The 23,112-nt window shown below is 44.6% G+C and carries 17 protein-coding genes and 1 tRNA gene; 4 read left to right on the top strand and 14 right to left on the bottom strand.

The window, feature by feature from the left end; translation table 11 throughout:
- Window positions 1–164 precede the first annotated feature (164 nt).
- The 7 genes from H9629_RS00495 to hcaE form a co-directional block, all read right to left on the bottom strand.
- The gene (locus H9629_RS00495) at window positions 165–1,073 is read right to left on the bottom strand and encodes a DMT family transporter (RefSeq protein WP_064094887.1); all 909 of its coding nucleotides are present in this window, start codon (window positions 1,071–1,073) and stop codon (window positions 165–167) included.
- A 290-nt stretch (window positions 1,074–1,363) separates the two neighbouring features.
- A complete protein-coding gene (gene hcaD / locus H9629_RS00490) occupies window positions 1,364–2,593 on the bottom strand; it encodes a 3-phenylpropionate/cinnamic acid dioxygenase ferredoxin--NAD(+) reductase subunit (RefSeq protein WP_064094888.1) in 1,230 nt (409 codons plus the stop codon).
- 4 nt (window positions 2,594–2,597) lie between these two features.
- Window positions 2,598–3,563, bottom strand: a complete 966-nt coding sequence (locus H9629_RS00485; RefSeq protein WP_064102221.1) for a 3-carboxyethylcatechol 2,3-dioxygenase — start codon at window positions 3,561–3,563, stop codon at window positions 2,598–2,600.
- Between the two features lie 70 nt (window positions 3,564–3,633).
- Window positions 3,634–4,449, bottom strand: a complete 816-nt coding sequence (gene hcaB / locus H9629_RS00480) for a 3-phenylpropionate-dihydrodiol/cinnamic acid-dihydrodiol dehydrogenase (RefSeq protein ID WP_064094890.1) — start codon at window positions 4,447–4,449, stop codon at window positions 3,634–3,636.
- Between the two features lie 2 nt (window positions 4,450–4,451).
- The gene (gene hcaC / locus H9629_RS00475; RefSeq protein WP_064094891.1) at window positions 4,452–4,778 is read right to left on the bottom strand and encodes a 3-phenylpropionate/cinnamic acid dioxygenase ferredoxin subunit; all 327 of its coding nucleotides are present in this window, start codon (window positions 4,776–4,778) and stop codon (window positions 4,452–4,454) included.
- Complete coding sequence (hcaF, locus tag H9629_RS00470) at window positions 4,778–5,296, bottom strand: 3-phenylpropionate/cinnamic acid dioxygenase subunit beta (protein ID WP_064094892.1); 519 nt, start codon at window positions 5,294–5,296, stop codon at window positions 4,778–4,780. The genes hcaC and hcaF overlap by 1 nt, the downstream gene beginning before the upstream one ends.
- Window positions 5,293–6,660, bottom strand: a complete 1,368-nt coding sequence (gene hcaE, locus H9629_RS00465) for a 3-phenylpropionate/cinnamic acid dioxygenase subunit alpha (RefSeq protein WP_064094893.1) — start codon at window positions 6,658–6,660, stop codon at window positions 5,293–5,295. The genes hcaF and hcaE overlap by 4 nt, the downstream gene beginning before the upstream one ends.
- Window positions 6,661–6,938: 278 nt before the next feature.
- Between hcaE and hcaR the strand changes: the two genes are divergently transcribed.
- Window positions 6,939–7,847 (top strand): DNA-binding transcriptional regulator HcaR, encoded by a 909-nt coding sequence (hcaR, locus tag H9629_RS00460; RefSeq protein ID WP_064094894.1) that lies wholly within the window; start codon window positions 6,939–6,941, stop codon window positions 7,845–7,847.
- A 375-nt stretch (window positions 7,848–8,222) separates the two neighbouring features.
- Here the strand turns inward: hcaR and H9629_RS00455 are convergent, their stop codons facing one another.
- From H9629_RS00455 to H9629_RS00425, 7 genes are all read right to left on the bottom strand, one after another.
- On the bottom strand, window positions 8,223–9,083 hold the full coding sequence (locus H9629_RS00455; protein ID WP_064094895.1) for an alpha/beta fold hydrolase: 861 nt from the start codon (window positions 9,081–9,083) through the stop codon (window positions 8,223–8,225).
- Between the two features lie 278 nt (window positions 9,084–9,361).
- Window positions 9,362–10,633, bottom strand: a complete 1,272-nt coding sequence (locus H9629_RS00450; RefSeq protein WP_191730339.1) for an OprD family outer membrane porin — start codon at window positions 10,631–10,633, stop codon at window positions 9,362–9,364.
- 802 nt (window positions 10,634–11,435) lie between these two features.
- A complete protein-coding gene (dmpG, locus tag H9629_RS00445; protein WP_191730338.1) occupies window positions 11,436–12,455 on the bottom strand; it encodes a 4-hydroxy-2-oxovalerate aldolase in 1,020 nt (339 codons plus the stop codon).
- Window positions 12,456–12,466: 11 nt separating this feature from the next.
- The gene (locus H9629_RS00440; protein ID WP_191730337.1) at window positions 12,467–13,363 is read right to left on the bottom strand and encodes an acetaldehyde dehydrogenase (acetylating); all 897 of its coding nucleotides are present in this window, start codon (window positions 13,361–13,363) and stop codon (window positions 12,467–12,469) included.
- A 21-nt stretch (window positions 13,364–13,384) separates the two neighbouring features.
- Window positions 13,385–14,182 carry a 2-keto-4-pentenoate hydratase gene (locus H9629_RS00435; protein ID WP_064102217.1) on the bottom strand — a complete coding sequence of 266 codons (798 nt, stop codon included), beginning with the start codon at window positions 14,180–14,182 and terminating at the stop codon, window positions 13,385–13,387.
- A gap of 407 nt (window positions 14,183–14,589) precedes the next feature.
- Window positions 14,590–15,258, bottom strand: a complete 669-nt coding sequence (locus H9629_RS00430) for an HAD-IA family hydrolase (protein WP_064102216.1) — start codon at window positions 15,256–15,258, stop codon at window positions 14,590–14,592.
- A 326-nt stretch (window positions 15,259–15,584) separates the two neighbouring features.
- The gene (locus H9629_RS00425; RefSeq protein ID WP_064102215.1) at window positions 15,585–16,556 is read right to left on the bottom strand and encodes an RluA family pseudouridine synthase; all 972 of its coding nucleotides are present in this window, start codon (window positions 16,554–16,556) and stop codon (window positions 15,585–15,587) included.
- Window positions 16,557–17,321: 765 nt separating this feature from the next.
- On the opposite strand from H9629_RS00425, the gene H9629_RS00420 reads away from it, so the two are divergent.
- From H9629_RS00420 to H9629_RS00410, 3 genes are all read left to right on the top strand, one after another.
- Entirely contained in the window at window positions 17,322–20,825 is a 3,504-nt protein-coding gene (locus H9629_RS00420) for an Rne/Rng family ribonuclease (protein ID WP_191730336.1), read from the top strand.
- Between the two features lie 173 nt (window positions 20,826–20,998).
- The gene (locus H9629_RS00415; protein ID WP_064094903.1) at window positions 20,999–22,840 is read left to right on the top strand and encodes a long-chain-acyl-CoA synthetase; all 1,842 of its coding nucleotides are present in this window, start codon (window positions 20,999–21,001) and stop codon (window positions 22,838–22,840) included.
- 195 nt (window positions 22,841–23,035) lie between these two features.
- Window positions 23,036–23,111, top strand: a tRNA-Lys gene (locus H9629_RS00410).
- The last annotated feature ends 1 nt before the right edge of the window (window position 23,112 follow it).

Below are 23,112 nucleotides of genomic sequence, written 5' to 3'. Positions count from 1 at the left end.
CTTGATCAAGCTTTATTGATCTTATGTCTTGCATCTTAAAGTGTTTTGACTACCGAGTTGTTTTACAAATTGTTGTTTCGTCGTGATGGTCTAGCATTTCCAGTCTGCTTTTGGAAAATATCTAGACCTAATAAAAAAATTTTCCCTTTCCCTTCATGGAAGGGTTAGTGTCTGGAAAAATATTGCTCACGCCATTCTTTAGAGAAATACAGGATAATCCCGAACATCACCACAGCAACACCCGCAAAAGCATGGCTGCTGATGATTTCATTATTCAATGTAGCCCCCAGTACCAAGGCAATCACTGGCGTCATGACATTACTGAGAGAGACTGTTGAAGCGGCCAGACGACGAATCAGCCAGAAATAGCACAGCATCGCCACAATCGAAGACAGAATCATGGTAAATATAAATCCGATGATGGCATGGCTGCTTGGCATCTGGGTTGGAAAATGCTGCCAGATAAATGGAATCAGTAATAAAGAACCCAGCGCAGAAACCAGCAGCGAACCCGTGGCTTGCGACATTGGCTTTAATGGTGCATTGATCTGTTTAACCCAGAAGATCGAACTGATATAGGACACCATACTGATCAGCATCAGTACCACACCCCATGGGTTAATCTTGCTGTCTGCCGAGTCAGCGAAAACAAAACACAGGCCACCTACTGCAATTGCCATACCAAGCCACTGTACCCAGATCAGTTTATGAGTTTTTAAAATCACATGACCGATTAAACCGGCAATCAATGGCGAGAATCCAAAAATCAGCGCCATCAGACCTGACGTTAAATAGTTGGCAGCCAGATAAATAAACAATTGTGCCCCAATTAAATTAAGACTACCTGCCACATAACTTTTTAATGACGTTTGATCAAATGGCAATGGGTTACGCATAATTGCCAATAAAACCAAAGCAATGACACAGGCACCAAAATAACGAATCACCAGCACCCACATCGGATGCACTTCAGCCACACTCCAAACAATGGCCAATGGTGTGGCGGCCCAAATGAGCACCAACAAGGCATAAATGCTGGCTGTTAAAATCATGGGAGATGAGTTTGAATTCATATACAACTCAATTAAATATAATAAAAAGAATTAAACCAAAAGTTCTGTTCAAATCCACGATTAGCAATATTACAAGCGGCATGGATGCCGCTCGAGCGTTTGGGATACAAGGAAGTATCCTCAAACGCTCAAAAGATTTTTGTTACTTTTCATCTTTGAAAAGTAAGACACACCTGCACAAAGTAATTAAACGTCGCAATATAAATAGTGATCATGCCAAAACAATAAATAAAGTAGCCATAAAAAAGCAGACCCAGGTTGCCCGAGGTCTGCTCCTTTGTAAACCGAGATTACTTCACAAGCTTACGAAGATCCTGGCTAAGATCCAGATATTTGTCTGCTTCAAATGCAGCCTGCTTGCTGATCAGCTTTTTCAGATGACGCATTTCTTTAGCAGCATTCACCGTGATACCACCAACGATCACACCGTCAGTCACACCAAACATCACGAATGAGGATTCAGCGCGAAGTTCTGGATTGATTTCACCACGAACCTGCCATTCAGCTGCAGCCATATCGCCAACAAACTGGTAGTTGATATCCAGTTGGTCTGTCCAGAACCATGCTGGATTGGCCACTGGATGCTCGACACCCATCACATGACGTGCAAAGATGCCTGCTTGCAGGTTGGCATTTTCCCAGGTTTCTACACGACGGTGGTTACCACAGTCACGTAACTGAGTTGCTACGTCACCCGCAGCGTAAATGTCTGCATTTGAAGTCTGGCAGTTTTCATTCACTTTAATTGCAAAATCAACATCCAGACCGGCCTCTACAGCCAGCTGTGCATTTGGCACAATACCGATACCGTACACTACAGCATCAGCCCGAAGTTCTTCACCACCTTCAAGGGTAATCACAACTTCTTCACCATCCAGCTTGCAGTCTGCAATCTTGGTTTCCAGACGAACGTCAATTCCGGCCAGACGCTGTTGCTCTAACAGGAACTCGCTCAGGATACGCGGCGAGCAGCGACCCATGACCATAGGACCCATTTCAATTACAGTTACCTGACAGTCCTTGAAACGTGCAGAAGAAGCCAGTTCCAGACCGATCACACCACCACCGATCAGGACAATACGACGGCCTGCTTGAAGTACAGGAACCAGTGCCTGTGAATCTTCCAGGTTACGCAGGGTATAAACATGCTTACCTAGTGCATCGAAGTTTGGCAAACGGCGTGCTGCACCACCAGTGGCAAGTAACAGTTTGTCATAAGCAACAACGTCACCATGTTGAAGTTCAACCGTGTGGGCTTCAGCATTGATTTTTGCAACGCCATTACCACGGATAGTTGTTACGCCAAGTTCAGCCAGTTTTTCTTCTGACAGAATTTCAATCTTGGTTTCTTCAGGTTTTAGAATCACGTCTTTAGACAGTGGTGGACGCTCATAAGGCAGATGCGTTTCATCACCGATCAGAATGATTTTGCCTTCGTACTTGTTGCCACGAAGTTCTAAAATCGCACTTGCACCTGCCTGGCCAGCACCTACAATTACGATAGTTTCGATGTTGCTCATGTCATTAACCTTTTAACTCTGCAGATACGATGCCAAAGCCCGCGATCCATTCACTGATTTCTTCATAGCAATGTGTTGTCATGTCGTATTCGCCCATCTCGCTTAAAGCAGCAAAAGCAGCCATCCACGAACGGACTTCCTGGCCACCACGACCACCATCACGGCGGATTTCAGCTTCAGTCATCGCTTCGAGTGCAGCAAAATCGGCATTCTTGAATTTTTCCAGCAGTGCAATATCCCATTCTGCATTGAGAGGAACTGCAACAGAGATATCCCCTGCTGCCAGTTTCTGGCCCACAGCAATGATTTTCGCTTGACGCGCTGAACGTGCTTCCGGAGTCGGATGACGACCGGCAATCAGAAACTCTTCCACTTCTGGTGGTACTGAACCCATTTGCGGTGTAGGTGGATCATGTGACAGACCACCTGTACCTAAAACCAGTACCCGCTCATTTTCAAGGTTTAAAGACTTGATGTATTGACCGACTGCACGACCCAAAGCGATGGTACGTTTGGTGGTTGGCATTGGAGCTGCAGCACCATTAATAAACACAGGAATGGTTGGATAACGGTCCAACTGACCTTCGCACAAGAAATGCAGTGGCTGAGTCACACCATGGTCGGCCTGCATACGGTAGGAGTATGCCACGTCCACACCCTCGTCCAGTACACGACGCACCATCGCCAAGGCTTTGTCTTCTGGTACATCGATATGGTCATTGTCTTTACCATAATCCCAGTCACCTGCCGCTTTGGCACGGATACCCACACAGAAACTTGGCATCAGGTCATAGAAGAAACCATTGAAATGGTCAGGACCGAAGGTAATGATTAAGGTTGGGTCGTAAGCTTTCACTTCAGCTGCAAGTTGGTCAAAAGCTTCGCGTACTGCGACTTCCTGACGTTTTTCTTGTGGGGAAGCAAATTCCATTAAGGGGCTGTGCGATGCACAAATGAGTTTAACGGCCATGAGAGACTCCTGAAAAGGAAAGCAGCCTTAGAACAGGCTGCCGATAAGTCCATTTGATTCAGACTAGATTTTATTCGTCAAAGAAACCGGCACGTGGCTGACGCAAGCCCCGGATACCCAGACCACATTCTGCATTGATCAGAACACCGGTCAGAGGACGGTTATTTTGACGAGATGCCAACAGCACGTATGAACCTGTCATATCTTCCGGTTCAGGCAAGAAGTTCAGTGGCATGCCACGTGCGATTTTCTCAGGATCGCGTGCATCCAGCAGACCAAGATTTTCCTGGCCTAAAGATGCAGCACCCTTGATATTCACATTCATACCTGATGGTGCAACAGCGTTCACTCGTACTTTAGGCGCAAGCTCGTAGGCCAGTTCTTTCATAATTCCGACACCGGCATGCTTAGATGCAGTATATACAGGGCCTCCGCCAGCGGAGTACAGTGCTGAATTAGACAAAGTAAATATGATAGAACCTTCAGAAGCGATCAATGCATCCAGTGCAGCCTTCGCACCGAGGATCAGAGATTTGGTATTAATCCCCATAATCTCGTCAAAGGCTTTCTCTAGCTGCTCGCCTGAGGTATTGACGATATCTGCATAATGATCCCAGATACCGGCATTGCCTACGAAGCAATCGAGTTTGCCATAACGTTCCACAGTTGCCTGAACTGCACGAACGTTATCTTCATAGCTGGCCACATCACCTGCGATCGCAAGCACGCGGTCACCAAAATGTTCTTTCAGTGCATCAACTTTTGATTGTGAACGCTGAAGAACGGCAACTTGTGCGCCCTCTTCCAGGAAACGTTCAACCAATGCCCAGCCTAAGCCTGAACCACCACCGGTAATAAGTGCAACTTCGCCTTGTAGCCAACCCATGATTACTCTCCTGCCATCTCTACAAACAATTGACCATCTTCAACAATCACTGGGAAAGTCTGGATTGGATCAGTCGCTGGTAAGCAAAGTGCTTGACCTGTTTTTAAACAGAAACGTGCTGCATGAAGTGGACATTCAACAGTACCGTCATCTTCCAGATAACCTTCAGACATTGAAGCGTTACCGTGTGAGCAACGGTCGTTCATTGCAAAGAACTCACCACCGTTGTTGAATACTGCCAGCGCATCGATACCGTTTACGCCACAATCTACTTTCAATGCTTCGCCTTCGTCTAATTCGTCAACTTGGCATACAAAAATCTTATTCATTAGAAGAACACACTCAGGTTATGTGAACTGTAAGTAACTTGGTCAAGCATGATCTTACGGTTGAAAATCTGGAAGCCTAGGCCACCCTCAACTTTACGGATCTTGTCATGACGTTTACCACAGTAAATCACGACGTCTTTCTCTTTTTGCGTGCGGTACAACAGGTACGTTACGTACACGTCATATTCGCCTTCAACTTCAGTGGCTTCAACAATCACGTTAGAAACCATATGAGTTGTACGTGACGGAGGCTCTTCAGCCCAAGCCATACCGGTCTCAAGACGAGCCACACGACGCTCTAAAAGATCTTTCGTATCATTGAACACCCAAGTGGTAGGTGGTTCAACTGAACGACGACGGTCACGGGTTTGTGCGTTTGGTGTGGTACGTAGCGTGTAAGAAATGTCTTCAGCTAACGTGTCCAACCATTCGCGGAATTTCCAGTCGTCAAGCAGCTTTGCTTCACGGTAAAGGAACTGGCTAATTTGATGATGAAGTTCTAAGCTGATTTGACTCATTTCATAAGCTCCTTCTCATATTCGTCAGCCGCTTTTTCCACGTCTTCCCATTTTTCATGGATCAATAAATCTGCCCAGCGGCGGTACATACCACGTGCTGCAGTTTCAGAGAAAATGTAGTTGGTGATACCTGGGATACCATCTTCACGTACTTTCTCGTTACCTTTACCCATTTCCATAATGAGTTTGTTTTGACGCGCTTTGTAACCACGTAAAACTTTTTGAATCTCGATCCAGTTCTCAGAGTCATCTTGCTCTAGGAAACCAGCAGGACCAAAAGCACGTGTTGCAGAACGTTCAAATGCTTCCTTCACTTCTTGAGATGCTTCAGCGTCCGCAATACAGAATGCCCAAACTTCAGTTTTGTTTGGACCACGTGGGTGCCATACGCGAAGTGTTGCAGTACCGTTCAACCAAGACAATGTTGGGAACATGGTGTTGTGACCTGCAAGACGCAGTGCACGAGTCTCGCCTAGGCGCTCTTTTACTTCTTCGTAAGTTTCACGGAAGTAGTTAGCCACTTCACCGTCAACCCAAACGTTTGCGTCTGGTTTCTCTGTGAAGAAGAAGCCTGAACCATGGCCACGTGAACCGTACTGGATTGCATCTTTGGCAGTTTCCCAAACAGGACGAGCAGTTTGCGCAGCACCTAATTTCTTAGATGATTCGTCGTCTGGTTTCGCACCAAGCACTTGAATTGCAGATGCGTGAGAGAACAATGCGTGGTATTGGTCAGATGCGAACTGTTCAGCTGCAAATTTCCAGTTACACTCGATTTCCCACTTGTGGACACCACCGATGATTTCTGTACCACCTGGACGACGGTCAACAACGCCATCTAGGTACCAGGCGATATCGCCCATGTATTCTTCTAGATCTGGAGTTGTTTCATCCCAGCATCCGAATATCAGGCCTTTGTATGATTTAACACGGTTAACTTCCACCAGACCCCATTGCTCTTTACATGCGCCTTGTGGGTAAGCACGCTCTTCAAGCGGGATGTCTTTTAAAGAACCGTCAATACCGTAAGACCAGCCGTGGTACGGGCATGTGAATGCACGTGTATTCCCACAGTCTGCGAAGCTCACACGCATTGAGCGGTGACGGCACTGGTTTAAGAATGCTTTGATTGAGCCATCTTTTTGACGTGCCACGATGATCGGATCTTCACCCATGTAGGTGTTGAAAAAGTCACCAGCCTTAGGAATCTGGCTCTCATGACAAAGGAACAACCAGGTACGGCCGAAAACGCGTTCAAGTTCTAATTCGTAAATATCTGGATCTGTATAAATAGATGGAGTGATACGTCCATTTTGTGCATCGACTAAAGCGTCGATTTCACGCACATCAATTTTTCCACTCATGAAAATCTCCTGTGACCCATCAAGGCACAAAGTAAATAGACTCAATTCGAATGGATAATGGATTTTAGGCGGGATTTGGGGAAATATTTTTTTTGTTTCAATTAATAGCTTAAAGCAATTATTAAGGACGTGGATTTTTATATTAAAACATCCATTAATCCTTTCAGAGCATTTAGTTTATGAATGGCAAAATAATCTTCACGACATAGTTATTTATAGATTATACTTTGATGAAATTATAGTAAGACATTTTTTGGATTACTCTTTGGGTTGATGACATGGAATTACGACACCTCCGCTACTTTATTACCGTTGCTGAAGAACTGAACTTTAGCAAGGCCGCACTTAAACTTTATACGGCTCAACCCTCTCTTAGCCAGCAAATCAAGGACCTGGAAGAAGACGTCGGCGTAAAGCTGTTGAACCGAACCAAACGTAAAGTGGAGCTGACCGAAGAAGGTGCCGTATTCCTGGAACAGGCTCGCCTGACCCTGGCACAAGCAGACAAGGCCGTTGCCATGGCGCGTCAGGTGTCACAGGCCAAGCAGCAAATGCTCCGGATTGGCTTTGTTCCAGTAGCCGAAATGAAAATTTTCCCGTATATCTTGCCTAATCTGCGGGTGCAGAATCCGGATTTAAAAATTGAACTGCTCAGTCTGAACAACAATGAGCAAATGCGCCTGTTAAAAAAAGGTGATCTGGATCTGACCTTTACCCGTCATAATTTCAATAGCGATGAAATTGAAAGTCAGTTCGTGATTCGTGAACCGCTGATTTTCCTGCTACCCAAAGACCATCCGCTGGCAAAATATGACCGTATTCCAGTTAAGGCATTGAATGGTATTGATTTTATCATTCCATCAGCAGAGCAGTCTTTTACCTTGCACCATACAATTTTGGATTTTGCCAAGGCTAACGGCATTGAACTTAATATTGTCCAAAAAGCTGACAATATCCTGTTTAATATCAACTCGATCGGTATCGGATTGGGGTGCACGATTTTACCTGGTTATATCGCACCGCTGACTATGGAAAATACTGTGATTCGCCCTCTGGACGTAGAGCTGCCATATTTGGACCTGTATGTCAGTTACCACAAAAACAATAAATCCTATGCAGTCAGCAAATTTCTTGAGCTTCTGACCCGGGTGTTCTATCTCGATATTAACCGCAACGAACAGAATTAAACTCCTTCTTGGTTAAGCATATGTCATTCGAATTTTGGTAGACATATGCTTTTTTCGTTTTATTATTTTTTGCTTAAAGATTTATTTTTAATTCTATTTTTTGATAAGGACTGCTTGGCGAGTACTTAAGTTTATAGTTTAGCCCCGTCCAATCATGCATCTTTTTCACTCTAAATGTGCTCCGTTTACAACTTAAGTCTAATAAAACTTAATTCAGGTTTTTCTCGGTTTAAATTCAACAAGTATCTAAAAATCATGATTTTTTCGAACCCACTTTGGTGAATGAGAATCATATTCATTTATATACGGTGCGTTGAATATATAACGTATAAAAAAGGATGGCCGAGCCATCCTTTTTTTAAAACTGTATCAAACTTATTTTACGCCGTGAACAGCCAGGTAGTTTTTGATTACAGTGTTGAATTCATCTGATTTTTCAACTTGAGACCAGTGACCACATTGGCTGAAGATGTGCGCATCAGCATTTGGTACCACATTCAAGATATCCCATGTACGGGATACTGGAATTACTACGTCTTGCGTACCGTGAATCAATAGTACTGGCACAGTGATGTCTTTCATTTTCTCAAAGTCGAGCGGGAATTCAAAACGGTCACGGTCACGTGCGCCTACCACATCCATCAAACGGTTTGAAGCATAGTCATTTGCTGCTGAAGCAAAACGTACTTTTACCAGTTCATCTGTAATCAGGTCTTTGTTCACTACGAACATAGACAGGGTTTTCTTGATCCCTTCTTCTGTAAGAACTGGGTTTGCATGTGCTTTCAATGCAGCAGTCTGTTTTGCGCCGCCCGTACCCATAGATACGATACCGAGTACACGCTCTGGATAATCCAGTGCCAACTGGAATGCCAACCAGCCACCTAAAGAGTTACCCACCAGCCAGGTTTTTTCGATACCTAACGCATCTAAAGTCCGGATCGCATGGTCTACCCATGCGCGGATACCATATTGTGTACCTGGAGCAACCACTGTCTGACCATAGCCAATCGTGTCAATTGCGATACAACGTGCTTGTTCACCAATTGAAGGCAGGTTCAACCACCAGTTCGCTGCAGCCGATACACCTGTACCTGAACCGTGCAAAAACAGAATTGGTGTACCTTCACCAATTTCGTGGTAATGGGTCAACTCACCTTCAGCGGTTTCAATCCATTTGTCTTCTAAGCCAAAGAATGGATCTGTTTGATAGTCAGGGATTTGAACAGTGCTCATATTGCTTCCTCTTACAGTCTTTAGCTTGCGTGTCCCTCTATTTTCAAGAACGCCACGTCAAGTTGACTCATTAAAATGACTTGTGTACACCCTTATATTAACCGCTCAACTGCAATCAACTGATACAAAATTTCGATTGCACCCTATAAAATAGATATAATTTAAGTCATTGTTTTAATTATTAATTTAAAATAAACCCTACTAAATTTAAGGCTTTAATTGGTTTCTTAAACATTAAAGGCAGCCAGAAAACTGACTGCCTTGAAAATACGCTGATATTAGAATTTATAGGTATAAGTGGTGGCCACGCGGTATTCCTGCAGATCTGGTTTTGCCGGATTGGCAAAATTCACATCAATATACATCCCCTGTACGCCTAAACCTTTTAACTTACCTTCTGGCACAGTGTAGTTGATGATCGCATTCACCTCATCGGTATTGAAGTTCTGACCTTGATAGGCCCCAGTACCTTTCTGATCGTATCCTTTAAAATAAATCGCTGTAGCATTCAGGCCCTTCAAACCGACTTCAGAGAAGTCATAGCCATAAGAAACGTTCCATGATTTTTCTTCTGGTGCAGTAAAGGTTGCTACTCCCCAGTTCGCCAGATAAGGCTGTGGCACCCAGCCACCTAACGTCGGGAATGCGCTATTACCAAACATTTGCTGGTAACCCACACCGACGGTATGTGCACCATGATTCACTTTTGCAGCTGCAGATAAGGCCTGATTGTCGATCTCACCATATAGCTTATCGCCAGATTCAGAGTTATTGAAATAACGGACATTGCTGTCTAATCTGGTTTTTTCACCCAACTGGGTTTTATAACTCAGGCCCAGATAATGCTGCTGGTAAATGTCCTGAACATCGGCATACCAGTAACTTGCGCCCACTTCTTTGCTGAGCTGATGGTCTACACCTGCAATCCACATACCGTCAGAAGCTTCACCATTATCGTAATAGTTTTTGCCTCTAGCAGGCGCAAACAAGGTTAAATCACGGAACTGATTGTCGTAACGGTTATTGATTTTATCCACATACGCCAAAGTCAGTTTAGTATCTTTAATCTCTTTGGATTCTAACCAGGCACCGTTATAAGTCGTTAATAACTGACGCGATGGATCGAATACCAGAACAGGAGATACCGGAAGTAACTCCCCTACTTTTAATTCAGTCTGTGAAATTCTGGCTTTCAACGTTGCACCAATTTTACCGAAATGGTCTTTTGATTTCTTGCCATCATGCGGTAAAACCCAGTCTGGATTGCGATCACGAGCTTTAAGTTTGACTGCATGCTGAACCAGAACGTCAGCCCCGACCTGCACCCCCGCACCGATATCATGATAGCCAGACTTGGCATCCAGCGTTATACCTTGCGACCATGAACCCCAGTTACGTGCCGAATAATTATCCTGATATTGGCGGTCTAAATAGAAATTTTTAAACTTCAGTTGAACATTGCTGTCGTCAATAAAATCTGCATTCGTTGCAGTTGTCCCTAAAGTTGCTGTCGCAGCAAGTATTGCTATCCATAAATTGTGACGATGCATGATGAGTTCCCCATTCAGCAGATAAAATCCATGCCGCCATCATGCGTAAGTCAATTTCAATAAAAAATCCGACCACAGTATTAAAGTTTTCCCCCTTTGACTCTTCATATTACCGAGTCCTATTTAAGCGATAAATCTCTTAGATTTTAAAGCGATTAATAAAAATAAAAATTTGACCAGACATTTAATTCAATTTTTTGTTTCTTCTATTAATAAGAGCAAATTTTTAAAAAACTTTAAAATATTAGTTTTTATTTATCGTTTTTATGTTTAAGGAAATTATCAGAATTATTTTTAATAAATAAAGTTTAATAAAAATAATATCTCATGCTATCGTTTTAATATATTACTAATATCCAAATATAACTCGCTAGATCTCTCTTTCAACTCCTCAACATTTTGATTTAAATATCCAAAAATAAATATTTTATCTACGAATATTTCTTCTTCATGCCAAGTTCAACAAAGATATCAATACAGCTCAAAATTTATAATAAAAACATGAATGAGGACTTACCTTATTGCATCTCAAACGACATTTAGCTGTTGTGGTCCTGGCTATAGCATTCCTACTTTTGAGTTCAAGGCTGGCTATTCTTTACTGATGGCATTATTGAGCCTTGCTGAACCAGTATGGATTTACTTAAACTTCGACCGGCCATCTCATTTGACCGCGGCATAGGCATCACCGCTCATTGAAGAAAAAGTTCTCCAATAATCATCCAACTCTTAGGGATGGCAATGCTGGAAGCAATAAAAAAGCGCCCTTTCGGACGCTTTTTTTCACATCAACTTCAAGCCATTAAGCTTGTAATTCACGTGCTTTAGACATCGTCAAAGCTAAATCTTCAATCATGTCTTCCTGACCGCCAACCGTACCACGGCGACCAAGTTCCATCAGGATTTCACGCGCAGATACGCCATATTTCGCTTCAGCACGTTTTGCAAACAATAGGAATGAAGAATAAACACCCGCATAACCTAAAGTCGCCGCATCACGGTCCGCACGAATTTGATGCGTCATCATTGGAATGATGAGGTCTTCTGCAACGTCCTGCACCTTAAACAAGTCAACACCTGTTTCAAGTTGCATACGGTTCGCTACCGCAACAAACAATTCAAGTGGCGTGTTACCCGCACCTGCGCCAAGACCTGCTGAGGCCAAGTCAACACGAGTTGCACCTGCTTGTACTGCTGAAACAGAGTTCGCAACACCCATACCTAGGTTATGGTGACCGTGGAAACCGATTTCGATATCAGAACCAAGGTTTTCACGTAGAATACCAACGCGATCAGTCACGTCTTGTGGCAACATGTAACCTGCAGAGTCAGTTACATACACACAGTTTGCACCGTATGACACCATTTTTTGTGCTTCTTCAAGCAATTTTTCTGGAGAAGCCATGTGCGCCATCATCAAGAAGCCCACAGTGTCCATACCCAATTTACGTGCAGCAGTAATATGCTGTTCAGATACATCTGCTTCAGTTGAATGTGTTGCAACACGAATCGTTGTTACACCAACGTCATGTGCCATTTTCAAATGATCAACTGTACCAATACCAGGAAGTAAAAGTGCAGATACTTTCGCTTGTTTAAGGTTTGGAATCACCGCTTTCAGGTATTCTTCGTCAGTTGCTGCTGCAAAACCGTAGTTTACAGAGTTACCGCCAAGACCATCACCATGTGTCACTTCGATTAACGGTACACCCGCGTCATCAAGTGCAGTTGCAATCGCAACCATTTGCTCAGGTGTAGTTTGATGGCGCATTGGATGCATACCATCACGTAAAGTCATATCATTAATAATAATTTTAGACATGTGGTAACTCCTTAAGCTTCAGCTGCGTTTAAAACACGTTCTGCAAACATTTCTGCTGTACGTGCAGCTGCTGCAGTCATAATGTCAAGGTTACCTGCATATTTAGGTAAGAAGTCACCTAAACCTTCTACTTCTAGGAAGATAGAAACACGGTTACCATCAAATACTGGACCATTCACAAGTTTGTAACCTGGTACATATTTTTGAACCTCGAGGATCATCGAGTGAACAGATTCAGTAATCGCTGCTTGATCCGGCTCGCCTTTAACGAGACAGTGAACAGTGTCACGCATCATTAACGGTGGCTCAGCCGGGTTAATAATGATGATCGCTTTACCTTGTTTCGCGCCACCCACTTGTTCAATTGCGTCAGCAGTTGTACGTGTGAATTCGTCGATGTTTTTACGTGTACCTGGACCTACAGATTTTGTAGATACAGTTGCAATGATTTCACCATATTCAACAGGTTGAACACGTGAAATTGCAGCAACCATCGGAATTGTTGCCTGACCACCACATGTCACCATGTTTACGTTTGGCACTTCACCTTGTTCAAGCAATGCTTCAAGGTTTACAGGTGGTACGCAGAATGGACCGATTGCAGCAGGTGTTAAGTCAATCATTAACACGCCAAGTTCATTTAACTTGCGGCTGTTTTCAGCATGTACGTATGCAGAAGTTGCATCAAATGCAATTTTAATGTCATCTTCAAGAACGTGAGGAAGAAGACCATCTACACCTTCAGCAGTCGTTTTTAAACCCATTTTCGCTGCACGCGCAAGACCTTCAGAAGTTGGGTCAATCCCCACCATCCATACTGGTTCTAACCATTCGCTGCGTTGTAATTTGTAAAGCAGATCCGTACCAATATTACCTGGACCGATCATTGCACATTTAATCTTTTTCATGAATGTACTCTCAATATTTTCTTATTCAGCAGCAAATGCAGCTGTTACTGAACCAAAGCCTTCAATCTCAACAACGAATTCGTCGCCTGCGTGGGCTACAACCATTGGACCAAGCGCACCAGTCAAAATGATGTCACCTGCAAGTAATGGACGACCACGGCGTACCATTTCGTCAGCCAACCAAACTGCGGCATTTAATGGGTTTGCAAGACAAGCTTTACCTATACCTTGAGACACGACTTCTTCACCGCGAGTCATGGTCATTTTGCAATTTACAAGGTCAAGATTGTCAAGTTTCACAGGACGTGAACCCAATACGAAAGCCGCTGAAGATGCGTTATCAGCAACCGTATCGATTAGACTGATTTTCCAGTTTTCAATACGGCTATCCACGACTTCTACTGCAGGAAGTGCATAGTCGGTTGCACTGATAATGTCTGCATAAGTGTGTTTTTCTTTGGTTAGATCTGCTTTGATCACCAATGCAATTTCTGCTTCAACTTTCGGCTGAATCAGAAGGCCGGCCGGAATCGCTTCACCGTCACCGTATGCCATATCCGCGAACAACATACCAAAATCAGGCTGATCTACACCCAGTTGTGCTTGAACGACTTTAGAAGTCAAACCAATTTTACGACCGACCAGACGGCGACCTTCAGACAAAGCACGTTCGGTATTCACTTCCTGAACGGCATAGGCGATATCTACGTCAGCACTTTCACCGCCAAGTTCCGGGCGAATTGGTGTGATCGCGGTTTGTGATAATTCAGCGCTACGCAGTGCTTGTGCAACTGATTCAACGACAGCAGAATTCGACATCAATGTTTCCTTAAACTGCAAAAATTAGGCTTATGCTGGAATCTGACAGGACAGAAAATATGCACATAATCAGGCCGATCACGTGCATGACCTACCTTTATCAGAGTGAGCATAGGAGTAAACGGTTTTAGGATGGGAAAAATCCGGCATTTGTGCCAATAGTTATTTTATTTTTTGCTATAGCTATTATCTATAAGGACCAATTATAAAAATCAATATAAAACAAAATCTTAAATCTTAGATTAAATCATTATTTAGCAGAATAGTGACCATAACCTGATTCCACAAAATCAGTATAATTATGGTCTTAGACTAAAAGATAAGAATAAATGCTTAAATCTGCAGCGTTCCCCCAGCCAATTTAAACCCGGGAAATCAGTCCTTTTTGCTGTAACTAAGATAATAAATTAAACGGCCTGTTTCCATTGGACTTTAGCCAATAGTTCTTTATGTAAATCAGCCACATCGTCCACGATACTGGCCGGATTAAATTGCGCCAGAAGTTCAGGCTGATGCACGCCATAACTTACGCCGATACTTGGCATGGCGATATTCATGGCCATTTCCAGATCATAGGAAGTATCGCCAACCATGATCGCTTCATGTGTCTCTACACCGGTTTCAGCCAGAATTTCCTGCAGCATAAGTGGATGAGGTTTGGAACGGGTCTCACTCGCAGCACGCGTGCTGATAAACAGGGCCTCACTGTTGGTCTGTCTTAATACACGATCCAGACCTTTACGGCTTTTTCCTGTGGCCACTGCCAGCTTGATACCTTGATCTTTTAATGCATATAACATTTCAGATACGCCCTCAAACCAAGCATCCTCAACCGAGTTCGCGACATAGTGTTCTGAATAGGCCTGTAAAATATCGCTATGTAGTTCTGGCACACCTGGAAAAAGTCGCTGTGCAACTTCAGGTAAACCCAGCCCAATAATACTCTTCGCATCTGCAGCGGTTAAAGGTTGCTGAAATTGCTGTGCGGCAAATTGCAGGCTTGCCACAATCTGACCGACAGAATCAAATAAAGTGCCATCCCAATCAAAAATGACCAGTTTTACAGGTGAGTTCATCTAAGGTTCCTAATATTTGATTCAGTCTAAATCCACCCCGATCCTCCTTTAAAAAAGGAGGGAGAACGGCATACAGGTATTCGCTACTCGATTGCGACATGGATGTCGCTGTAGATCTGTGGCGCAAGGACGCGCCATCATATCTACAAAAGATTTTTGTTACTTTTCATCTCTGAAAAGTAAGCCAACGCCCACACAATGCTTCGAATAAAACAAATACCTATTGCAGCATTACCTTAATTTCACATTGCGATAACTTTTCAAATCCCCCTCACTCCTCTTGAAAAAGTAGGGCATCAAAGAGGATTCATTAAAAAGCTAAAAAATTACTCATCATCTTCCGTAGCAATGACAACCTTATCTGCCTTCTGCGCTCTTAACTGCGCCACCAGACTTTGCATATCTTCTGGCAATGGCGCTTCAATGGTCGGATAACCCGGAATCTCTAAACGCATGGCATGCAGACACAGACGGCGTGGTTTTGGGCCACGATATTCGGTTTCATGTCCATACTTTTCATCACCGACCAACGGATGACCAATACTCAAACCGTGTACACGAATCTGATGGGTACGACCAGAAAGTGGAGATGCATAAACCAATGTGGCATGCATAAAACGTTCTTGCACGTTCCACTGGGTTTTAGACTCCTTGCCTTCTTTCGGTGACACGCAGACCCGGCGCTCGCCGTTGGCCAGCTCATAACGATGTAAAGGCGCATCAATCAGCTGCTTGTCTAAAGTGACCTGCCCTTTTACCACCGCTGCATAGGTTTTTTTGATCTTATGTTCACGCAGCATGTCTTGCAGAGTTTTAAGCACACTGCGCTTTTTGGAAATCATCACCAGACCGGAAGTATCACGGTCAATCCGATGAATCAGTTCCAGATATTTTTTACCGGTTGCGGCACGCAAGCCTTCAATCAGGCCATAGGCTACACCGCTACCGCCATGCACGGCAATTCCTGATGGTTTGTTGACGACCATCAGGCCCTCATCTTCATAAATCACGCGAGCAAGCAGGCCTTGTGCGACCTTGTCCGAAACAGGGGCCGCGGTTTCGTCTTTCTGCTCATAGCGGATCGGTGCAACGCGAATCTGATCGCCGATTGCGAGTTTGGTTTCTGCTTTAATGCGTTTTTTATTGACGCGAACCTGGCCTTCACGAATCAGACGATAGATACGACTTTTTGGCACACCTTTCAGACGACTAAACAGAAAATTATCGATACGTTGTCCATCTTGATGTTCATCCACTTCAAACCAAGTGACGTTTTGCCATTGTTGCGTAGAATTCATACAGTTACTATGACCTAAAAAATACTAAAATTGATTAAAAACTGATCATTTAGGTTATGCTTTACACAAGAAACATAAGCTTAGCCCATAGGCAGATGATGCAAGGTTTGATATAGTCAGCGCACGGAAACCATCGTTTGTGAGTAAAAATTAAATCATTTCAGATTTTTCTGAACTTGATTGTTCAATTAAAGACTCACATGATACGAGAAGGTCCCCAAAGAATTATGCCACGCCGAAGGCTTATTATATCGGCAAACAAAGCAAACTGTTGCGTTTAATTGTACCTCAGGTACATAAATCAGTTTGTCTTAAAAAATATGTCGCCAACCTAGTTGGTTTTTAAACGTAAACTGATACACATCAGATTAGTCGCAACCTGAAGACGACTTCAGGCTACAGCGTTGATGCATTGGATCTGCACAGTTTGTAAAGATACGACGACAATTCCGTATCAAGACACTTTCTATAAAGAAGGGATGATCTTCGAGCAATGTGACAGTGAAAGTTACACACATCCAATGTACCGCTCGTCCGCCAGTGAAGCGTTCAGGTGACTTTAATCCGTTTAAAGATTGAAGCCGTATTGCCATCATCAATACGTGAATCAAAACCGAAGCCCATCTATATTAAATAGAGCTCGGTCATAAAAGACTCAAACCACAATGAAATTCATTGCAGATTTGAGCCATTGATCCGTGATGTGTGATGTTTGCTACGTGTATAGCGATTTTTTGCTGTGTATCACTATAAGGTGTTACACCCATGAAACGTATGTTGATTAATGCAACACATGCCGAAGAAATTCGCGTTGCACTTGTCACTGGTCAGCGTCTTTACGATTTTGATTTAGAAAATCGTACCCGTGAACAAAAAAAATCCAATATTTACAAAGGTCACGTGACTCGCGTTGAACCGTCTTTAGAAGCTGTATTCGTTGAATACGGTGCAGGTCGTCAAGGCTTCCTGTCAATGCGTGAAATCGCAAATTCTTATTACAAAGCCGACCCTCGCCAGACTTCAAATATCCGTGAACTGATCACTGAAGGCACCGAGCTTCTGGTTCAGGTGGAAAAAGAAGAACGTGGCAACAAAGGCGCTGCCCTGTCTACCTTTATCTCTCTTGCCGGCCGTTATCTGGTCTTGATGCCAAACAATCCGAAAGGTGGTGGTATCAGCCGTCAGATCTCAGGTTCAGTGCGTGAAGAACTGAAAGAAATGCTGGCCTCTTTAAACGTGCCACGCGGCATGAGCGTCATCGTGCGTACAGCCGGGATCGGTCGTTCACAGGAAGAACTGCAACTCGACTTGCAACACTTGCTCGACCTTTGGGCACAAATCCAGAAAACAGCAAGTTCTGGCCCTTCTCCAATGTTGGTGCATCAGGAAGCGGGCGTGGTAACACGTGCCATTCGTGATTACTTACGTGATGACGTTGCAGAAATCCTGATTGACTCTGAGCAAGCTTATAACGAAGCCTATAACTTCGTAAAAGCGGTGATGCCACTTCAATTAGACAAATTAAAAACTTATACCTTAAATGAGCCTCTATTCGCTCACTTCGGTATCGAAAGCCAGATCCAAACGGCTTATGAACGTGAGGTGAAACTTCCTTCTGGTGGTTCGATCGTGATTGACCAGACTGAAGCTTTGGTGTCCATCGACATTAACTCAGCAAAATCAACCCGCGGTAGCGACGTTGAAGACACTGCGTTGAACACTAATATTGAAGCAGCAGAAGAAATCGCGCGTCAACTGCGTTTACGCGATATCGGCGGTCTGGTGGTGATCGACTTTATCGACATGACCAAAGATCGTAACCAGCGCATGGTTGAAGCGAAACTTCGTGAAGCCACTCAAAGTGACCGTGCCCGTATCCAATTCGGTCAATTATCACGTTTTGGTTTAATGGAAATGAGCCGTCAACGTCTGCGTCCTTCTCTGGAAGAAGCGACTGGCTACGTTTGCCCACGCTGCCATGGTACCGGTATGGTACGTGATCTTCGTTCTTTATCCCTTTCGATTATGCGTAAAGTGGAAGAGATTGCCCTGCGTGAACGTCATGGTGAAGTTCAAGTCGAAGTTCCAGTCGAAATCGCAGCTTTCTTATTGAATGAAAAGCGTCATACCCTGGTATATTTGGAACAGACGTCAAATGTGCGTGTTACTGTGTTGCCGCATCCGCATCTGGAAACACCGCATTATGAAATTACCTATAATGCCGAAGGCTTTGCACCAACCAGCTATGAACGTACTGAAGCAACTCGTTCAAGTGAAAAAGAGCTGGGTTATGAGTCGTCTGAATGGCATTTAGAAGAAGAACAACATACGCATGCTGCTGCGCCAGCGCCTGCCCCACAGCAAAATAACGGCAGAAACAATAAACGCCGTAATAATCAGCAAAATCCAAATGTACAGCAAGCACCTGTTGTTCAACCGGCTCCTGTCCAAGCGCAAGTTGCTGCACCTGCAACCAGCCCATGTGCATGGTTAGAAAACCTGTTTGTACAAAAGCAAGCTACGACTGTTGATCAATCGCGTACCGCCAACAATGCAGCAGCAGCGATTGAACAGATGATCAATGGCGGTGCAGTAAGTCGTGGTCAGTTCGGTCACGTCGCAGCACCTGTGGCACAGCCCGCTGCACAACAGGTACAAAACCATGTACAGCCACCTGTACAACAACAAGTTGTAGCACCTGCGAACAATGCTTATTTGGTACCATCAACAGTGGCCCACAAGCAGGAACGTGATGCTACAGAAAAACCGGCAGAGCGTGAGGAAAGAACACCTCGTCACAATAATAAAAAGCCGCGCAACCCGAAGCACAGAGAACCGCGTGAGCAGGTTCAGTCTGAAGCCTCTGCCCCTCAGCAACACCAGGTGCATGAAGAAGTCGTTCAGGTATCTCGTCAAGAGCAACGTCATGAAGCACGTGAAAACAAGCGTAATTCTCGCCGTCAGCATCACAACGAGCCAACTCAGCAAAATGATGTTCAAAACAATGAACAGTCACAACAGGCTGTACCACGTCGCGACCGCCGTAACCAGCCACGTCAGGAACGTCCAAATCGCCACCGCGATCCAAGCGTGCTGAATGAGCAGGCATCACAAACTGTACCTGCTGTTGTTGAGGCTCCAGCAGTCGATGACAAACAGCTTCGTGTTGAATTGGTCGATGCGCCACGTCAAGACGTGATGGCAACAGCTATGGTGGTGAATATTGACCAGGCGAAAAGCGAAATCGTGGCATTGAATGACAATGCTGCAATTGTAACGCCAGCGGTTGAAGTTACTGCTCCAGCAGATGCGCCAGTTGAAGAAGCCGCTGCTGAAAATGTGGTGGAAGCTACACTAACAGCAGTCGACGAGAAAGCTGTGCCAGCTGAAATCAGTGCTGAAAAACCACGTGCCAGCAACGATCCGCGTCAGCGTCGTCGCCAGCAACGTGAACGACACTCTCAACAGCCGGCAGTTCAGCAGTTGACCCCGTCACAAGTGCCAACTCTGGGCCAGTTCACCATTGGCAGCCTGATTCGCCATGTCTATGGTGAAGACTGCTCGGTGCTGATTGAGCAGTTTGGTTTGTTGCCAACGTTCAACCGCGCTTTAGATAAGTTCACAAAAGAGTACAACGCGAGTCTGGTGCGTGCAGCAACGCCTGCCGCAGAGAAAAAGCCAGTCACTCGTGATGTTCAGGTGACAGTAGCCAAAGTGGAAGTAGAACCAGCTCCAGTTCTGGATCTGACACCACCAAAACCGGTGTCGGACAAACGTGTCGCAAACGATCCACGTGAGCGCCGCCGTCTGGCTAAACTGGCTGCTGAACAAGCCTTACAACAAGCCAAACAGGCTAAAACAGAAACAGCTCCGGTGGTTGAAACTGCGCCTGTAGCAACTGAAGCGCAAGCAGAGCCTGCCCAACCTGTGGTAACTGAAGCTGCAGTACAGGAAGTAACTGCTGAAGAAACCGTAAATACTCAGCCAGCTGAACAGGCGACTGAAACCACGGCACAAGTGGAGGCTGCTCCTGAAACTGAAGTGGTAGTTACCGAAACTCAGGCTGAAGATACTACCCCAGTTGAAGCAAATACTGAGTCAGAAGTATCTGAATCAGAAGCACTTGTGGTAGAGACCCAAGGCCAGGCCGAAGTAGAGGCAGAGAAAACTGAAACCAGCGAAGCTGAAAAAGTGGAGAAGCAGGCCGCTCGCCCACGTCGTCCACGTGGTCGTCCACCGAAAAAAGCAAATACTGCAACTGAATCATAATTTGCTCAATTGCAGTCATATAAAAAAACCTAGTCATTTCGGTGACTAGGTTTTTTTTGCTAGATTTAGTCAGAATAGGTTGATTGCACTAGCTTTTTAACGCTAAAAGATGGATAGCTCGCCTACTGTATATAAATCGAACGTATCGGATATGAAAAATAAATAGGATTCTCATGACCCAAATGAAACCACATGATCTTATTGGTATTGCAGATGTTGCTGCCAAGCTCCCGACTTTCTTGACCAAAGTACCCCATTTACTTACTGGTCTAAGACAGGCGTATTTACGTACTCCGAATACACCAGCCGGGCTGGGTCTGGCTTTTGAAAAAGCAACCAAGCGCAACCCGGACGGTATCGCCTTGCGTTTTGAAGACCAAAGCTACAGTTATGCCGCTCTCAATGCCTGGGCCAACCAGATTGCACATTTTTATCTGTCTTTGGGTGCCAAGAAAGGTGATGTCGTAGCTGTAATGATCGAGAACCGACCTGAACTGATTGCCAGTGTGATTGGTCTGGCTAAACTGGGGGTGACGAGCGCTTTGGTCAATACCTCACAAGTAGGCAAGGTATTGGCACATAGTATTAATCTGGTCAAACCAATTGCCCTGATCGTCGGTGAAGAGTGCGGTGAGGCTGTGAATGAAATTCGTAATGACCTGAATATTAGTGGTGAACGCCTGCACTGGTTTGCAGATCAGAATACTCAAACCGATCCGGGTCAGGCACCGGAAGGCTTCGTTAACCTGGCTGAAAAAATTGATCTTGCTCCAAAATTCAATCCGCCGACTACCCATTCAGTACAAGGCAAAGACGGGCTGTTCTATATTTATACCTCAGGCACTACCGGCCTGCCCAAAGCGGTCATTTTTACCAATGGTCGCTGGACCCTCGCTTATGGCACCTATGGGCATGTGCTGAATCTCCATAAAGATGATGTCATGTACTGTACCCTGCCACTTTATCACGCTACTGGCATGGTCGTGTGCTGGTGTGGTGTCATTGCAGGGAGCAGCACCCTGGCCATTCGGCGTAAATTTTCAACCTCCTCTTTCTGGAAGGATGTGAAAAAATTTGATGCCTCTGCGATTGGCTATGTCGGTGAGTTATGCCGCTATTTGATGGACGCTCCCCCATCTGAACTGGAGAAAGGCCACCGCGTGACCAAGATGATTGGTAACGGGATGCGTCCGAATATCTGGGACAAATTTAAATCCCGTTTTGGCATTCAGGAAGTGCTGGAACTGTATGCGTCCAGTGAAGGCAATGTCGGTTTTAGCAATATTTTCAATTTTGACAATACCGTCGGTTTCTCCCCGACACCTTATGCCATTATTGCTTTTGATAAAGATAAACACGAGCCGGTACGGGATGCCAAAGGACACTGCAAGCGGGTGAAAAAAGGTGAAACTGGTTTACTGATTGGTAAAATTACCCGTCGTTCACCTTTTGATGGTTATACCGACCCGGAAAAAAACAAGTCTGTGATCATGCAGGATGTATTTAGCAAAGGTGATGCTTATTTCAATACCGGAGATCTGGTACGCAATATCGGCTTCCGTCATGCCCAGTTTGTCGATCGTTTAGGTGATACTTTCCGTTGGAAAGGTGAAAATGTTTCTACAACTGAAGTGGAAAACATGCTGACTGAGTATGACAAAATCGTTGAAGCCGTAGTTTATGGTGTAGAAATTCCAAATACCAATGGTCGTGCCGGTATGGCTGCGATTACCCTGAAGCCCGAGGTAGAATTAAATGATGCAGATTTAGCCGCCATGGCTGCTTGTTTTAAAAAATGCTTACCGGCTTATGCGGTACCCGTATTTCTGCGTATACAACAGCAGGTTGAAACTACAGGCACCTTCAAATACCAGAAAAATAAATTGAAAGAGCAAGCATTTGATCCAAGTAAAACCGATGAACGCCTGCTGGTGTTATTGCCAGGTGCAACTGCGTATTCGGAGCTTACAGCAGAGGTTTTTTCCAATATCCAAGCCTATCAATATCGCTTCTAAGTACTGAAGTTGCCTGTTTTTTGTTTAGATAAAGCATAATTGTTGTATTTATAATCAAACATGGGCAACTTTGTTATTTTTTACTTGCGCTGCAATGAGATCTTGCTACAATACGCTCCATCAAACAAAGTGGTGCTTTGAGCTATTTAGCTTGACTTGCACTGCATATTCAAACCTAGTTTGAATACTGGTTCAGGGCCGTTAGCTCAGTTGGTAGAGCAGTGGACTTTTAATCCATTGGTCCCGCGTTCGAGTCGCGGACGGCCCACCAT

Source organism: Acinetobacter pecorum (assembly GCF_014837015.1).
Classification (GTDB): domain Bacteria; phylum Pseudomonadota; class Gammaproteobacteria; order Pseudomonadales; family Moraxellaceae; genus Acinetobacter; species Acinetobacter pecorum.
This window is presented reverse-complemented; position numbering and strand designations above follow the sequence as displayed.

Excerpts from the sequence above, each read along its gene's own strand:
- H9629_RS00435 (WP_064102217.1), bottom strand. The coding sequence starts at position 14,182 with ATGTCGAATTCTGCTGTCGTTGAATCAGTTGCACAAGCACTGCGTAGC.
- dmpG (WP_191730338.1), bottom strand. The coding sequence starts at position 12,455 with ATGTCTAAAATTATTATTAATGATATGACTTTACGTGATGGTATGCAT.
- H9629_RS00425 (WP_064102215.1), bottom strand. The coding sequence starts at position 16,556 with ATGAATTCTACGCAACAATGGCAAAACGTCACTTGGTTTGAAGTGGAT.
- hcaF (WP_064094892.1), bottom strand. The coding sequence starts at position 5,296 with ATGAGTCAAATCAGCTTAGAACTTCATCATCAAATTAGCCAGTTCCTT.
- H9629_RS00495 (WP_064094887.1), bottom strand. The coding sequence starts at position 1,073 with ATGAATTCAAACTCATCTCCCATGATTTTAACAGCCAGCATTTATGCC.
- H9629_RS00440 (WP_191730337.1), bottom strand. The coding sequence starts at position 13,363 with ATGAAAAAGATTAAATGTGCAATGATCGGTCCAGGTAATATTGGTACG.
- hcaE (WP_064094893.1), bottom strand. The coding sequence starts at position 6,660 with ATGAGTGGAAAAATTGATGTGCGTGAAATCGACGCTTTAGTCGATGCA.
- H9629_RS00455 (WP_064094895.1), bottom strand. The coding sequence starts at position 9,083 with ATGAGCACTGTTCAAATCCCTGACTATCAAACAGATCCATTCTTTGGC.
- H9629_RS00415 (WP_064094903.1), top strand. The coding sequence starts at position 20,999 with ATGACCCAAATGAAACCACATGATCTTATTGGTATTGCAGATGTTGCT.
- H9629_RS00450 (WP_191730339.1), bottom strand. The coding sequence starts at position 10,633 with ATGCATCGTCACAATTTATGGATAGCAATACTTGCTGCGACAGCAACT.
- H9629_RS00430 (WP_064102216.1), bottom strand. The coding sequence starts at position 15,258 with ATGAACTCACCTGTAAAACTGGTCATTTTTGATTGGGATGGCACTTTA.
- H9629_RS00420 (WP_191730336.1), top strand. The coding sequence starts at position 17,322 with ATGAAACGTATGTTGATTAATGCAACACATGCCGAAGAAATTCGCGTT.
- hcaC (WP_064094891.1), bottom strand. The coding sequence starts at position 4,778 with ATGAATAAGATTTTTGTATGCCAAGTTGACGAATTAGACGAAGGCGAA.
- H9629_RS00485 (WP_064102221.1), bottom strand. The coding sequence starts at position 3,563 with ATGGCCGTTAAACTCATTTGTGCATCGCACAGCCCCTTAATGGAATTT.
- hcaD (WP_064094888.1), bottom strand. The coding sequence starts at position 2,593 with ATGAGCAACATCGAAACTATCGTAATTGTAGGTGCTGGCCAGGCAGGT.
- hcaB (WP_064094890.1), bottom strand. The coding sequence starts at position 4,449 with ATGGGTTGGCTACAAGGCGAAGTTGCACTTATTACCGGTGGTGGTTCA.
- hcaR (WP_064094894.1), top strand. The coding sequence starts at position 6,939 with ATGGAATTACGACACCTCCGCTACTTTATTACCGTTGCTGAAGAACTG.